At 37.3% G+C, this 16,422-nt stretch carries 15 protein-coding genes; all 15 read right to left on the bottom strand.

Annotation, left to right across the window (positions count from 1 at the left end):
* Positions 1-212: 212 nt before the first annotated feature.
* Entirely contained in the window at positions 213-2,270 is a 2,058-nt protein-coding gene (gene fliD / locus Q0794_RS07320) for a flagellar filament capping protein FliD (protein WP_298941084.1), read from the bottom strand.
* A gap of 283 nt (positions 2,271-2,553) precedes the next feature.
* A complete protein-coding gene (locus tag Q0794_RS07325) occupies positions 2,554-2,952 on the bottom strand; it encodes a flagellar protein FlaG (protein ID WP_298941085.1) in 399 nt (132 codons plus the stop codon).
* 89 nt (positions 2,953-3,041) lie between these two features.
* Entirely contained in the window at positions 3,042-4,703 is a 1,662-nt protein-coding gene (locus Q0794_RS07330; RefSeq protein ID WP_298941086.1) for a flagellin, read from the bottom strand.
* A gap of 359 nt (positions 4,704-5,062) precedes the next feature.
* Entirely contained in the window at positions 5,063-5,749 is a 687-nt protein-coding gene (locus tag Q0794_RS07335; RefSeq protein WP_298941087.1) for a MaoC family dehydratase, read from the bottom strand.
* 30 nt (positions 5,750-5,779) lie between these two features.
* A complete protein-coding gene (gene pyrF / locus Q0794_RS07340) occupies positions 5,780-6,484 on the bottom strand; it encodes an orotidine-5'-phosphate decarboxylase (protein ID WP_298941088.1) in 705 nt (234 codons plus the stop codon).
* Positions 6,485-6,530: 46 nt separating this feature from the next.
* Positions 6,531-7,703, bottom strand: coding sequence for a lipopolysaccharide assembly protein LapB (gene lapB, locus Q0794_RS07345; protein WP_298941089.1), 1,173 nt, complete (start codon positions 7,701-7,703; stop codon positions 6,531-6,533).
* A gap of 6 nt (positions 7,704-7,709) precedes the next feature.
* Positions 7,710-7,997, bottom strand: a complete 288-nt coding sequence (locus tag Q0794_RS07350; RefSeq protein ID WP_298941090.1) for a lipopolysaccharide assembly protein LapA domain-containing protein — start codon at positions 7,995-7,997, stop codon at positions 7,710-7,712.
* A 192-nt stretch (positions 7,998-8,189) separates the two neighbouring features.
* A complete protein-coding gene (ihfB, locus tag Q0794_RS07355; protein ID WP_025564957.1) occupies positions 8,190-8,477 on the bottom strand; it encodes an integration host factor subunit beta in 288 nt (95 codons plus the stop codon).
* A gap of 80 nt (positions 8,478-8,557) precedes the next feature.
* Entirely contained in the window at positions 8,558-10,228 is a 1,671-nt protein-coding gene (rpsA, locus tag Q0794_RS07360) for a 30S ribosomal protein S1 (RefSeq protein ID WP_025564958.1), read from the bottom strand.
* A gap of 102 nt (positions 10,229-10,330) precedes the next feature.
* Positions 10,331-11,017, bottom strand: coding sequence for a (d)CMP kinase (gene cmk / locus Q0794_RS07365; protein WP_298941091.1), 687 nt, complete (start codon positions 11,015-11,017; stop codon positions 10,331-10,333).
* Between the two features lie 54 nt (positions 11,018-11,071).
* Entirely contained in the window at positions 11,072-11,851 is a 780-nt protein-coding gene (locus tag Q0794_RS07370; protein ID WP_298941092.1) for a VacJ family lipoprotein, read from the bottom strand.
* 232 nt (positions 11,852-12,083) lie between these two features.
* Positions 12,084-13,391, bottom strand: coding sequence for a c-type cytochrome biogenesis protein CcmI (ccmI, locus tag Q0794_RS07375; protein WP_298941093.1), 1,308 nt, complete (start codon positions 13,389-13,391; stop codon positions 12,084-12,086).
* Positions 13,391-13,879 (bottom strand): cytochrome c-type biogenesis protein, encoded by a 489-nt coding sequence (locus Q0794_RS07380; protein WP_298941094.1) that lies wholly within the window; start codon positions 13,877-13,879, stop codon positions 13,391-13,393. Before Q0794_RS07380 ends, ccmI begins: the two co-directional genes overlap by 1 nt.
* Positions 13,879-14,421 (bottom strand): DsbE family thiol:disulfide interchange protein, encoded by a 543-nt coding sequence (locus Q0794_RS07385; RefSeq protein ID WP_298941095.1) that lies wholly within the window; start codon positions 14,419-14,421, stop codon positions 13,879-13,881. The genes Q0794_RS07380 and Q0794_RS07385 overlap by 1 nt, the downstream gene beginning before the upstream one ends.
* Positions 14,414-16,402, bottom strand: a complete 1,989-nt coding sequence (locus Q0794_RS07390; protein WP_298941096.1) for a heme lyase CcmF/NrfE family subunit — start codon at positions 16,400-16,402, stop codon at positions 14,414-14,416. The genes Q0794_RS07385 and Q0794_RS07390 overlap by 8 nt, the downstream gene beginning before the upstream one ends.
* Positions 16,403-16,422 lie beyond the last annotated feature (20 nt).

Genomic DNA, 16,422 nt, shown 5'->3' on the forward strand with positions numbered 1-16,422 from the left:
CCCATGACCTTTTGAGTCATAGGATTTTGATCTTCTTCAGCTAAAAATCAACTAATTTTCTTAACTGATCGGCATTAGCCTTACTTGTGAATAACTGCAGTTACACAGAATTATTTACAGGGTCGTTATTCAATATTATGTCACTTATTATTTGATAATTCATTATTCAGGGGTTATCAAATAATAAGGATTAACAGATAATCTATTAATCCTTATTCATTTGTATAACCAGGTAATGAATCTAGAGCAGAGTCTAAATAATCCATTAACGAATTTAAGTTAGAAACCGCAATATCCATGGTATTAAATTGCTTATATAAGCGCTCTTCTAAATTATCCATACGATACGTTAAAGTTTCTTCTTGCTCTTCAAGTGATGCTATCTCTTTATATAAAGAATCTAATTTACTATCGATAGTAGAGCCACTACTGCTGATATCGCCATCTGTCGCACTGACGTTGGAATCAATAATACCATCTAGCATATTATCTAACATTGAGCTTATTCCTTGAGAATAAGAAACACTCCCTCTTTCGCCTAAAGCACCACCGGTAATAGCAGCTTTAAGGCCTTTTGAATCACCCGTATCAGATAGTAAGAATTGTCCATCACCTTTTGCAATATTACCATCAATTAACCCTTCTACATTTTCACCATTACTACCGCCAGCAACTGATAACCCTAATGAAGAAGCAAAAAAACTAGAATCTTCTATTTCTGTTATTGCGACCGTTGAAGAGGTTCCGTAACTATTAGAATTAATTGAGAGCATACCTGCGCTTTCAAGAATGCTCGCATTGAGTCCATTCTCTACAAAATTGGCATCCGAATTGATTTTTGACTGTAACTCAGTGGTAAACTCTTCAATGGTGTTATAGGTTTTAGATGTAAGGGTAATATCATCAGATAAAAAACCATCTAAACGCATTTTAAACGTATCATTACTTGAATCTATCGTTATTGGTACTGATAAAGAAGAAGAGCCTATTAATGTTCCTTGAGTCGCTAACTTAGTGACCTCTATATCGTAAGAGCCAGGTACCGTAAAACTACTTTTGCTTTCATAATCAATAAATGAGTCTGATGCGCCACCCGATGCAGTAAAAAACTCGGCAAGACTGTCCATATCAGAAGCCATAATATTATTTAATGCTTCTGAGTCTATTGATAACGTCCCGTCTCTGTTGGTTAACATACCTAAGTCAGCAAAACTCCGTACAGCACCATCAAGATGAGGTATGGTGGTGTTTAAAATACTACGCATTTGACTTTTAATGTTACGTATCGTTGAATCCCCGCTTAGCACGCCATTACTTTCTGAATCTGTACCATAAGCGCTCAAGGTATTCATTTGTTCAATGGTACTGTTATAGTTTTCAACAAAGGCATTAATTTGCTCTTCAACAGTACTATTATCTGAAACGATAGTTAAAGAAACTGTGCTCCCAACTTCAGTTTTACCACCAACGTTAAGCGTAACCCCTTCAATGACGTTAGCAATATTATTAGTGGAGCGAGTCACTTCAATACCATTCATGATAACTTTAGCATCTTGAGCAACTGACGTTTGCTCCATATTTTTTACATCACTAGAATAAGTTAACGCAGAAAGGCCTATTGCATCTAAACTATTAGCATCGTCATCTGCAACAGTTAGTTGCAAAGCGTTCTCTTTTCCCGTTTCTTTATTAGTTAATACTAAACGATAATTAGTACCATCATTAATAATAGAAGCTGACACACTATAATCACCTTCATTAATCGCATCTCGCATTTTATCAAGGGAATTATTAGCAGGATCAATCGTTAATGTTTCTACCGCTTTATCTGGGTTAATTGAGAAGGAACCATCCTCCTCATAAGTACCATAACTAAAACTAATAGTACCAGTACCAATTTCAGAGGTTGCTTCAGAATAAGAGTTTGCAGAAGAAGATACGATAGTTTGTGCTTTAGCTTGTTGCTCTACTTCAAAACTCCAACTACCTGTTGCAGCACCGATACCCAGTGTCGCACTTATAATCTCATCATCACTGCTAGTGGCACTAGTCGCAGAGAAAGTAGAAGCTCGTGATAGATCTGAATAGGAATCTTGAAAATCAGACAATGCACTATTGATAGTACCAAAAGCAGAGATCATTTCAGTCGCTTCTGTAGCACCCGCTAATAAAGAGGCAGCAGCGGGATCTTCTTCGGCGGCAACAATGGCTGTGACAATATTATTTATATCAAGTCCAGAGCCTAAACCTGTTGATGTAATTGAAGTCATTGTTGTTCCTTAATCATTCACTGAATCTAATGTATTTTTTATTTCTATTTCTATTTCTATTTCTGTGTCATTAAAACTATTAACGTCACAATAAAATGCAAAAAATAAGCCATATTGCGAATGTAATGATTGGCCAAATTAATAGTGTAATGGGTCAATAATGATGACATGAATGTTATTTCTACATTCATGTATGCCTGCAATACGTATATTAGCTTATATCGGATTTTAAAAGCTTCACACATATAAGTAAGAATCTTAAATTAAGATCTCTAAGCAAAATTTACACTTTTGTATCAAATAAAATACCTGCAACATCATCCATTTTTTTACGTAAAACAACTAATTCTTCTGACGGAATTTGGCGAATAATCTCATCGCTTTCGGAATCTTTAACGGTAATAACACTTTTTCCTAAATCATCATCCACTGAAAAAGATAAATTACGCTTCATATCCTTTAAGAAAGTATTCATTTCTTCGACCGTTGCTGATATTTCAGCTGCAGTGAGTTCCGGTAATTCTGTATTATTTTCAGACCAAGTAGCTTTTGCTAGTTTATCTACACCATCAATGACTTGTCTTGTAAATTGCATTGCAAACTGTGTTGTAGCATCTATTGGTTTATCTAACTTTACTGCTTGATATCCCGCTACAGGATTAGTGATATTGAGCTCTGACATAATCAACCTCTTTTAGTATCTCTAATAACCAAAAAAAGCCCCCTATGACTTAGGGAGCTTTAAATCAATTACTTAGCAACCCTAGCGGCTTAACCAAGTAGTGAAAGTACACTTTGAGCAGATGAGTTAGCTTGTGAAAGCATTGACGTACCCGCTTGTTGTAAGATTTGTGCTTTACTCATGTTAGACGTTTCAGAAGCAAAATCGGCATCTTGAATACGAGAGTTAGAGGCAGATAGATTTTGAGAAACATTCTCTAAGTTAGAGATAGTTGAATCTAAACGGTTTTGAATCGCACCTAAACCTGCACGTGAAGCACTGATTTTTGCTAATGCATCATCAACTTTAGTGATCGTATTTGAAGCACCTTCCATCGTTGATACGTTAGTACCTAATGAATCAATTTGTTTACCGCCCATTTCAGTTGTTAAACCAAGCTTAGCTAGTGCACCCGTACGTTCAGCTTGAGTTGCTGCATTTGAGCCTATTTCGATTCCCTTACCAGGTTCAGCTGAGAATGTTAAACCATCATCACTTAATGTAACACCTGTTTGCTCACTATATGAATTTATATGTGCAGCTATATCTGCAGGAGCAGTCGCAGTAGAAGCGGCAATATCAACACCATTAATAGTTAGTGCATCAGCATCAGTAAAACCACCACCACCGGCAGTTGCAACGACCATAGAGTCCGCACCATTTGATTTTTCAAAACCACCAACAGCTAAACCTGCAGCAGTACCATTGATAGCAATTGGCTCATCAGCAACACTATCTAAAGCTAAATAACCAGTGTAAGTATCAGCTGCAATACCAGAACCAGCAACAGCACCACCCACAATAATGTCTTCACCGGTATCATTGGTCATGATCAACTCACCATCATTTCCCAAAGTGGCAGTAACACCAGCTACGTCACGATTAATGGTTTCAACTAAGTTATCCATAGAAGACGTTGCACCTAATGTAGTAACACCAGACGTACCAACTTGAATCGACATACCATTTGTTACACCTGTAACAGTAGTACTTTCATGGTCACCTTGAACAACATTGTATGCGCTCGCTGTAACACCACTTTCAGCAGTATCTAAGTTAATTGCTTTAGCAATATCAGCGGCAGATGCACTGTCAGAAGCAGCTACATCAACACCATTAATCGATAGGTCGCCAGCAGCCCCCGTTGTTGCAGCAGTAACACGTCCACTATTTAATTCATCTTTATTTAAACCACCATTTAAACCAAGATCATTTGTTGTTACAGAGTCGATCTCGAAACTTAATGTTTGGCCTTCGTTAGCACCGATTTGTAAGGTAGTTGGTCCCATAGTGCCATCTAACAGTTTTTTACCGTTAAATTCTGTTGTATCTGCAATACGGTCAAGTTCACTGTGTAATTGATCGACCTCTTCTTGAATTGCTGTACGGTTTTCAGCTGAGTTTGTATCATTGGCTGATTGAACCGATAGCTCACGCATACGTTGTAAAATATTAGTCATCTCATCCATTGCACCCTCAGCAGTTTGTGCCATTGAGATACCATCGTTTGAGTTACGTACGGCTTGTGTCAAACCTGTGATTTGAGAGTTCATACTTGTTGAAATTGCAAGGCCGGCTGCATCATCTTTAGCGCTGTTAATACGCAGACCAGAAGATAAACGTTCCATTGCTTCGTTAGACGCCATTTGCGTTTTGCCTAGTTGACGTTGTGCATTAATCGACATTACATTTGTGTTTACTACTGATGTCATGATGAGCTCCTTGATTTATTTATTACCTAACGTCACTGAGTAAAGTTAGTATTAAGTATTTGTTGGTGACATATTTTATTTATCGACCGCTTAAAAAATAACTTTAATGATTTTTAAACTATTTTTATTATGCTTTATCTCACATGTTCATCGCTGATAAAGTAAAGCTACGGTTCATTTTTAAAGCAGTCGATGTTCAGACTTAATAACTATATCGACCCACTAAAAGATATCTTTAGGGCTTTTTGGAAATAAATAGGTATTTTCGAAGGAAATAAAAAAGGCGATAGATCTTTTTAGATCTAACGCCTTTTTGGAAGAGTCATTATTTACCAGAAATAAAAACTAAGTTATTGAATTTAAAAATAAACCCTAACGACTGACACAGCAACACAACCTGGACGGCGTGTTCCTTGAATTTCTACAGAGATCTCTTTTTCGATCTCTAACCCACGTTTTATAGGTGAGACTTTAATTAAACGACTATGCGCGCGTATCACACTACCCGTTTTAACGGGGTACGGAAAACGTACTTGGTTAAGGCCATAGTTAACCGTCATTTTAGCATTTGCATAAGCAGGACGGCTGGCATCAACACTATCGGTTAAATAGGGTAATAAAGATAAGGTTAAAAAACCATGTGCGATAGTCGTTTTAAAAGGAGATTCTTTTTCAGCACGTTCAACATCATTATGTAGCCATTGATGATCTCGCGTAACATTAGCAAATTGATCCACACAATTCTGAGTAATCGTTAGCCATTCGCCAACATGGACTTCATCCCCTATTCTTGATTGAAGGCATAAATAGAGTTCACGTGCTTCCGATGAAACTTGAATGGGTCTTTGAGCGACTTTAACTGATCGGCCATTTTCTAAAACTGAATATTCTTTCACCCATGACAATAAATGTGCACGTTTATAATGCGCATTTTTAAGAAACAGAGAGTAATAGTCACGAACAGCAGGAGACATCCACTGCTTAAAATCAAAAGCAAACTTTTGCATAAAATCCGCTTTGTATTTAATAATATCAAGTTTTTTCATAAAAAAAGATCTTTCCTTAACTCACTAGCATTAACTTAATGATGCGTTAATTTCATTTAATACTGTAACAGGATCTGCTGCTTGGGTTATAGGGCGTCCAATCACTAAATAATCAGAACCGCTATCGATTGCTTGTTTTGGCGTTTTAATACGACGCTGATCACCAGCATCGGATCCCGCAGGGCGAATACCAGGTGTAATTAATTTAAATGAGGCACCTAATAACACCTTAAGTTCTTCAGCTTCATGTGAAGAGCAAACAACACCATCTAAACCTGAGGATTTAGTTAATGTAGCAAGACGCTTCACTTGCTCTGCAGGCGTCAGATTGATGCCTAGTTCTGTTAAATCACTTTGATCCATACTAGTTAAAACCGTGACTGCAATTAATAAAGGCGCTTTATCGCCATAAGGTTCTAGAATAGTTTTAGCCGCTTCCATCATACGACGCCCACCACTTGCATGTACATTAACCATCCAAACACCTAAATCAGCCGCAGCCTTAACTGCTTTAGCCACTGTATTAGGAATATCATGAAATTTTAAGTCTAAAAATACATCGAACCCTTTTGCGACAATAAGTTTTACAAATTCAGGTCCAAAATGTGTAAACATTTCTTTACCGATTTTTAGGCGGCATGTAGCGGGGTCTAATTGCTCTATAAAAGCCAATGCTTGTTGTTTATCATCATAATCTAATGCGATAACAACTTTAGGATCAGTTAGCTGATTCATTTTTTTTCCTATCTAAACAGTTTGTAAGCCGTTACGTTAAAATAATTTATTCGCCGTCTAAGCCTCTGATCGGCTTAATTCTTCCCCAACTTTTACAAGATGGACATTGCCAGAATAACTTCTTAGTCGAATAACCACATTTTTGACAACGATACTGTGGTCTAAAAGTAATTTGTTCACTCACTAATTTATGTAAAAAGATTAAACTCTCTTTTTCGTTATCAGACTGCGCGAGTTGCAAATGATAGGTCATTAAATGATTAAAGCCTTTCATTGTTGGATTACGACGTAATTCTTGCAACATAAATGCTTGTGCCTTTTCGACACTGTTGAATTCCGCAATCAACTTTGCCAATAAAATGACAGCACTTGCACCAGCACCTAATTCAACAATACGCTTTAAGTAAATCATTAGGGCTTGCTGTGTATTCAACTGTTTATGTAGTTCATATAACCTTTCTAGAACGACTTCAGTAAAATCAATATCTAATTCAGGCACTTGCTCTAACATGTTCAGTGCTTTTTCTGGTTGTTGGCTTTGGTCGTAGTAATCTGCCATAGCTAAACAGGCACGAATACATTTAGGGAAAGTGATTAATGCTTTTTGATATAATTTAATGGCTTGTTTTTGTTGCTCAGGCTTTTTAAGCTGATCTGCCAAACTACAGTATAAATAAGATAATGTTCTAGGTTTCGCTTTTGACTTGTCGCTCTTATTCATTTGTTCGGTACAGTTAATCGCTTCTTTCCAATCTTTTAGTTGTTGATAAATAAGCAATAAATTTTCTAACGCAACTTGTTTGTATTCAGGAGACTCTTTAAGTTGAATAAAAATTTCTTCACTACGGTCAAACAAACCTGATTGATAGAAATCTTTACCCAATTGAAGCATTGCTAAATCACGTTGCTCTAATGTTAAAGATGGGCGAGCAATAAGATTTTGATGGATACGAATAGCACGGTCTACTTCGCCGCTTTGACGAAATAAATTACCTAACGCAAGATGCGTTTCGATGGTTTCATCATCGACATCCAATAAGGCAATAAAATGGTCAACTGCCTTATCAGGTTGCTCATTTAATAGAAAATTTAAACCTTGAACATAGTCACGGCTTAGTTGATTACCTTTTTTTTGCTTTTTTTGATAAACACTACGCACACCCATATACCAACCATAAAAGGCTGCTACAGGCAGTAATAGGAAAAAAACTTCTTGCACTAAGAGTTAATCTTTTTCGATGCTGTCACGCAGATCATTGAGCTCTCTACGCTGTTTTACATTCAATTTAGTTAATTGACGAATTTTCATTTTCTGTGCCAAGTAGAAATAACTAGCAAAGCACAATGCAATAGCAAATCCCACAGAGAATATAATTGCCATTAACGTTGATAGGCGTAATTCATTTTGCGCAATGAGATAGTTTATTGTGACGAGTTGTTGGTTTTGTAAACCCAATACAATCACGACAATAAAAAACACCACTGTGATTAATATAGCTAGAAAACGTTTCATACTGATACCTACACAAGAATAAGAAGTCATGAGTGTATTATAAATCAATCAGGGAATAAATCATTGAAATGAATCGTTTAACATTATCGACTCAGATAGTGATCAAATTGGTATTGTTGCCAGATAAATACTCAGAAAAGAGTAGATAGAAAGTTAAGTAAAAAAAATGGTGCTTTTCAGCACCATTTATATTTAGACATTTAACGCATTAACACGTTCTCTCAATGCTTTACCCGGTTTGAAGTGAGGAACATATTTCCCGCCTAGCTCAACCTTATCACCTGTTTTAGGATTACGGCCAACGCGTGGAGCACGGTAATGTAGTGAAAAACTACCAAAACCCCTAACTTCAATTCTTTCGCCAGAAGCGAGTGAGTTTGTCATTAGTGTTAGCGTTTCTTTCACGCTGTCTTCAACTTCTTTAACCGACAATTGAAAGTGTTTGCTGGTTAGTCTTTCGATCAAATCAGACTTAGTCATAACTTACCTCGTATTATGTGAATACAATTAAAAAGACTCCAGTTAATGCTTTAAATGTGGCTGTTGCCAGCCACATTTAATTATTTGCCTTTAGCAGCGTTAAACGCGTCAAGCATTGCATTACCCATGCTTGCTTCGTCTTGTTGCTTCAAGCTATCGATAGCATCTTTCTCATCTGCTTCATCTTTAGCTTTGATAGACAGGCTAATTACGCGGTTTTTACGATCAACACCAACGTACTTAGCTTCAACAGGTTCACCAGCTTTTAATACTGTAGATGCATCTTCGATACGATCACGTGAGATATCAGCAACACGGATGTAACCTTCAACGCCTTCAGTAAGAGTAACAGTTGCACCCTTAGCATCAACTTCAGAAATAGTACCATTAACAATAGTACCTTTCTTGAATTCTGCTAGGTAGTTGTTGAATGGGTCTGCAGCAATTTGCTTAATACCTAGAGAGATACGCTCGCGCTCTGGGTCAACTTGTAATACAACAGCTTCGATTTCGTCGCCTTTTTTGTAATCAAGTACTGCTTTTTCGCCTTCAACTTCCCAGCTAATGTCAGAAAGGTGAACTAGACCGTCGATGTTGCCATCAAGACCGATGAAGATACCGAAGTCAGTGATAGATTTAATCTTACCAGAAACTTTTTGACCTTTATCGTGTGTTGAAGAGAACTCTTCCCACGGGTTAGCTTTACACTGTTTAAGACCTAGAGAAATACGACGACGTTCTTCGTCGATGTCTAGAACCATAACTTCAGCCATATCACCTAAATTAACAACTTTAGATGGGTGGATGTTTTTGTTAGTCCAATCCATTTCAGAAACGTGAACAAGACCTTCTACGCCTTCTTCAATTTCTACGAAACAACCGTAATCAGTTAAGTTAGTTACTTTACCAGTTAGACGAGTTGATTCAGGGTAACGCTTAGCGATTGCAACCCATGGATCTTCACCTAATTGCTTAAGACCTAGAGATACACGAGTGCGCTCACGGTCAAACTTAAGGATTTTAACGTTGATTTCTTCGCCAACAGTTACGATTTCGCTTGGGTGTTTAACACGTTTCCAAGCCATATCTGTGATATGTAGTAGGCCGTCTACGCCGCCTAAGTCTACGAACGCGCCGTAGTCAGTTAGGTTTTTAACGATACCTTTAACTTCTTGACCTTCTTGAAGATTTTCAAGAAGCTCATCACGTTCAACACTGTTTTCAGTTTCGATAACAGCACGACGAGATACAACAACATTGTTGCGTTTTTGGTCTAGCTTGATCACTTTGAATTCAATATCTTTGTTTTCAAGGTGAGCAGTGTCACGTACCGGACGTACGTCAACTAATGAGCCAGGTAGGAAAGCACGGATACCGTTTAATTCAACAGTGAAACCACCTTTAACTTTACCGTTGATAACACCGATAACAGTTTCTTGGTCTTCGTACGCTTTTTCTAACTGGATCCAAGCTTCGTGACGTTTAGCTTTTTCGCGAGAAAGTTTAGTTTCACCGAAACCGTCTTCTACAGCGTCTAGAGCTACATCACAAACATCGCCAACTTCAACTTCAATTTCGCCAGCAGCGTTCTTGAATTCTTCAACTGGGATAGCAGCTTCAGATTTAAGACCAGCATCAACGAATACTAAATTATTGCTAATACGTACGATTGTACCTTTAACAATTGTTCCTGGGCGAGTTTCTACTTGTTGAAGAGATTCTTCAAATAGTTCAGCAAAAGATTCCATCATCTATTTATTCACACTTATTTTATACAACCACATACATTCCATTCGTACGGGAGGCAAGAAAGATTACCACTTCATCCTTGAAGCAGCTTTATTCACAACTGATTATTCAGTTGAAATTTTTAATTTAAGTTCAGTTAAAGTCAGGATTTGTTCGACCACTTCATTAATAGTTAATTCAGTTGAATCGATAACAAATGCATCATCGGCTGGTCGTAATGGAGCAACAGCTCGGTTACGATCTCGATAATCACGTTCTTTAATCTCGCTTAAAATTTGCGCGATGCTAACATTAAAGCCCTTATCTTGCAACTGATTAAAACGGCGCTTAGCCCGTTCTTCGGCGCTTGCGTCTAAGAATATTTTGACTTTAGCCTCAGGAAATACAACGGTTCCCATGTCTCGACCATCGGCAATTAAACCAGGTTTTTGCAAGAAAGCTTTTTGCCTTGCTAATAAGGCAGATCGTACCAGCTCGATAGAAGCAACTTCAGAAGCGGCTTGCCCTACGACTTCAGTACGTAATTTATCACCTACATTTTCACCTGCTAATAAAGTATCCACACCTGCGCCATTAGAGACAAAAGAAACATCTAATGCTAATGCAAGATCAGCTAATGCTGTTGAATCGGTTAGTTGTATCTTTTTTTGGAGTGCAGCATAAGCAAGAATACGATAAAGCGCCCCACTATCTAATAAATGCCATTGTAATTTTTTAGCTAAAATATGGCATACAGTACCTTTACCTGATCCACTTGGACCATCGATAGTTATTAAATTTGAAACTGACATTATCACTCCGAATCTGTGATTAAAGATTATATTATCGTATTAGCGGTTCGACTCTTAATCAATTTCATCTAAGAAATCATTAAGATTTTCGTCTGTTTTTTTCTGTGACTCTTGCTGTTTTAATAAAAGGAACTCTTCGGTACTTGCACCATTAGCATTAAATTTAAATGCTTCAAATTGCATATAAGCTTCTTTTACAAAAGTATAAGGATCTAAAGATTGCTCAAGTAATATTTCTTGCCCCAATAGCCCTTCACGAACATCTAGACCATTAAGACCTATCACAACACCTGTTTGCCATAACTCAAAGTAACTGTAAGGGAAATATAAACTATCAACGATACTACCAGCTAATATACGTGTACTACGTGGCCCTATAAAAGGCACCATTAAGTATGGCCCATGAGGAACAGACCAACGACCTAATACGTTACTGAAGGTCTCTCTACGGCGCTCTACACCACCATACTTTGCTACATCGAACAGACCTAACAAACCAAAGGTTGAATTAAAGGTAAAACGGAAAAAAGCATCAGTAGCACGACCAAATTCTAATTGTAGTAGGTTATTGACCATGGTAGAAGGTTCATCTAAGTTTAACACCATGTTATTAATAGCAACTCGCCCTGCTTTAGGCACCCAATCAACATAGGTTTCAGTCACTGGTTTATAAATATAACCATCTAAAACATAATAGTTAAAATCCCAAACTAAACGGTTCGCTGGTTCGATTGGGTCACTCATATAAGTTGCATCATCACCCTTGATCGTTTGAGCAGAAGAGCCAAAACTTAACAAGAGCAAAAAAATAGAAAACAAATGTCGTGTAAACATGTCAAATATCCAAATAGTGTTTTTAATGATTAAGCATTAATACTGTTTGATTTCATCATTAGTTCACTCTTAACTAGTTCTAAAAAAATAAACAGTGATAACCTAAAATAGCAATAACTTAAACTAACCGTACTTAATCGTTATAACTCCATAACAATAAAGATTAACTGTTAGCTAAGGAAATTTGTTGATGGAAAATAACTCATTAACCATCAACAAACCTAAAGAATGTTTAAGATTGTTGATTAATTATAATATTAATCACGCTCTCTTCTCCGGCCTTAATAACACCACTTTCACCAGACCACTGACCAACGTTTTTATTCACCGTTCCGTCAGCTGAGATACGCGCTTTAATAATAAATTGAGGATGATCACTTAATTTAATACCTTGCACCATCGCATTAGCATCAGACAAAACAACCTTTACAGGGAATGTACTTATAGGTAGCTTAATTGCGGCAATAGGCATTGGCGAGCCATTCACTGACTGAGCATAGACAAATAACGTGCTATTTTTTGCATAATTAACTTGCTCAGACAACGAAACATTTACTTCATAAGCCGTACCAACAATAGCTGGCGCATCATTACTTTGTTCAGGGTTAATTTGTTCTGCAGATACCGCTTTTTGTTCTACTACTTCAGGTTGTTTCTGTAATGCTAATTGCTCTTGAGCATAAGCAATACTATTTTTTAACATGCTTGCTTTATCACTGTTTTGATCAACTAAGGCTAACATTTTTTGCCAACGTGCGATTGCCCCTACAAAATTTTCCTGTTGCAAGGCCATAAATCCAAACATTGACCACCCTTCATAATTATCAGGATATTTTTGCAAAAAACGATTTAACATCGATTCTGCTGTTGCTTGTGAATATTCGTCACCGAGTTTCATTTTTAGTTCGATGTATTCTAGCTCGATCTCTGCATTATCAGGTGCAACTTGAATCGCTTTTTGAATAGCACCTAATGCTAACTCTTTATCTTTAAATACGCGCCCTAATCGACTGTATAACACCCAACCTTGGGCATCGTTTGGTTCATTTTCTAGGTGCATTCTTAAACCTAACATGAGATCTTCTAATTCTTTTTCATTAGGCGTGGAATCATTGTCTTCAAATAATTTCTTATGAATTTCAGGGTAGCGTTGTAATGCCCCCTGCCAATCATTCATTGCTTTAAACGCCCCTACTGACCAATATAAACCAAGGCTAGCGAGTATTAAAAAAACAACACCAGGAATCCAAATACGTTGTGAATTATGTTGCTTACTTTGTTTATTTGAAGCAGTGTCATCAATATCATCAAGTAAATTGTATTGAAGTTCAGCGATCATGGTTTCTTTATCAATAACCACTCCTTGCTGAATATCATTCTCAACTTCTTTAACACGAATATCATAAAGTTCATGGTTAAGTTGATTTCGCCTTTCTTGAGTCGTATTTTGATTCGATTTATCACGTATAAAATGAATCGCTATCACAACACTAAAAATCACCAACAATAACAAAGCGGCAATAACAAACTGTAATATCATTATTTCGTATCCTTAACATGCTGCTTTAACAACTTTTGTAACTTTTCTTGTTCTTCTGTATCTAAAACGCTTGCTTTAGTGGGTTGTTTTTTAATTTGTCGAAACAAAACCAATAAACCAAAAATAATAAATAATGCAGGACCTAACCATAAAAAGATGGTGATAGGTGTAACTGGTGGATCATAACGAACAAAGTTGCCAAAACGCGCCACCATGTAATCAATGACTTGTTCTTTCGTTTGTCCTTGTGTCACTAATTCGTATGTCTTATTACGCAGATCTTTTGCTAATTCAGCATTCGAGTCTGCAATATTATTGTTCTGACATTTAGGGCAACGTAATAATTTAGTCAGCTCATGGAATGTTTTCTCTTGTTGCGGATTATCAAACTCAAAAGTCTCAATCGCAGCTTGGCTATGCTGACTAAACAACATTAAGCTAAAAAAGAGCATTAATAACATTAACACACTGCTTTTAGTAAAAGTCATTATTCCATATCCTCATAAATCGAAAGCAATTTGTCATTCCATACTTTTTCATTCAAATCACCGACATGGCGATATTGGATAATCCCATTGCTATCAATTAAAAAGGTTTCTGGAGCACCGTAAACCCCAAGATCCATGCCTAGCATGCCATTTTGGTCGAATAAACTAATTTGATAAGGATCGTTTAAATCATTCAACCAGCGGATAGCTTTTTTACGATCATCTTTATAATTCATACCTACGATATACAAACCTTGTTTAGCTAGTTTATTAAGGTAGGTGTGCTCTGCATAACAAGTTGGACACCATGTTGCCCAGACGTTTAACAACATTTTTTGACCTTTAAAAATAGTCGCATCATATTGTTTATTTTCGTCGTAAATATCTTGCAGAGTAAAAGCAGGAACCGCTTGTCCCACCAGTGCAGAATCCAATTTACTTGGGTCGCTACCTTTTAATAAGGGCGTTGCTAACAACACAGCGCCTATAATAAAGATAATAAAAGGGACTAATAGTGTTAGTACACGGCGTTTATTAAGCATTTTGAGTTCCTTCTTTATCAGCCGTAATCGTGTCTTGATCGGCGTTTTCTTTTTTACTACGGTAACGTCTATCACACATCATCAATATACCGCCAAATGCCATTATTAATGGACCTAACCAAATCCAACGAATAAACGGCTTGTAATAAATTCGAACCGCCCACGCACCATCAGGTAACTGTTCGCCCATAGCGATATACAAATCGCGTGTGATACCTGCATCAATAGCCGCTTCGGTCATTGGCATACGTTGCACCGTATAAAGTCGTTTCTCCGCTTTCATTACAGCAATTTGTTTTTGATCTTGCTTAACTGTAAAAATACCCACTGTGCCCGTATAATTTGGACCGTTAAGTGCGTCCACTTGATCGAAGTGGAAATCATAATGCTCAAAGGTAATATGGTCGCCTACTGCTAACTTGACATCTTTTTCGATAGAAAAATTTTGTGTCATAGTAATGCCAATAATGATCACAGCCAAACCAAGATGTCCAAGACTCATCGCCCAGTGACTATTACCTAATTTCATCAGACCTTTGCTAAATGCATGGCGATGGGTTGAACGTAAATAAATTTCGTAAACAACCGCAACGATGATCCAAAACCCTAAGAAAGTACCTAACACGGCTAGCCAAGTAAGGAATGGTGCAAATATAAACAAGAAAGCGACCGTCGATAGCACACTTAAAATTAAAATAAGTGATAACGGTTTTTTCAAATCATTTAGTTGCTGACGCTTCCAACGAAACAATGAACCTACGCCTAAGAACAAGGCAAATGGTACAATCAAAATAGTAAACATACGATTAAAGAACGGTTCACCGATAGAGATACTACCTAAGCCAATTTCTTTATGCACCAGCGGTAATAAAGTACCTAATAACACCACGATCAACGCCGCAATTAACAAAATATTGTTAATTAACAACATACTTTCTCGTGATGCTAATTCATAACGTCCACGGCTTTTCACTTTAGATGCTTGTATCGCATACAATAATAATGAGCCACCAATAACCAGCACTAAGAAACCTAGAATAAATAAACCGCGGGTTGGATCACTCGCAAAAGCATGTACTGAAACCAACACACCAGAACGAACGAGGAAAGTACCTAATAAACTTAATGAAAATGCACTGAGCGCCAGTAATACTGTCCATGATTTAAAGACACCACGCTTTTCACTCACAGCTAATGAATGAATTAAAGCAGTACCTGCTAGCCAAGGCATAAATGAAGCATTTTCTACTGGATCCCAGAACCACCACCCCCCCCAACCTAACTCGTAATATGCCCACCAACTACCTAGCGCAATACCAACTGTTAAAAAGACCCATGCGGCCATTGTCCAAGGACGAGACCATTTAGCCCAAGCACTATCCAAACGGCCTTCAAGTAAGGCAGCAATGGCAAAAGCGAAAGCAACAGAGAAACCAACGTAGCCCATGTAAAGCATAGGAGGATGAATAACTAAACCAAAGTCTTGTAATAATGGGTTTAAATCACGTCCATCAATAGGGAAATACGGCAAGGTACGATCGAAAGGATTAGACGTTAAAATAACAAACAAATAAAACCCAAAAGATAACAAACCTAATACCGCAAGCACTCGAGCAACCGATTCAATAGGTAAACGCTTACTCATTAAGGCGACGGCAATACTCCACCCAGATAAAAGGAAAACCCATAATAATAATGACCCTTCATGTGCGCCCCATACGGCAGACAATCGAAAATACCACGGCATTGCAGAGTTGGAGTTAGTCGCAATATATCCAATTGTAAAATCATTAATTAAAAAAGAATAAGCTAAAATTGCAAAAGAAAAAGCAACGGCGACAAACTGTAAAATAGTAAGAATTCTAGCACTACGAATAGCGCCTTGATGGCCAGTTTGGACGCCATATAATGGATAAACCATTTGTAAAAATGACAAGACACACGCCAAAATTAAAGTAAATTGACCAATTTCAGGAAGCATTAATCTAACCCTTTTTTTAT

The organism is uncultured Psychromonas sp. (genome assembly GCF_947489755.1).
Taxonomy (GTDB): domain Bacteria; phylum Pseudomonadota; class Gammaproteobacteria; order Enterobacterales; family Psychromonadaceae; genus Psychromonas.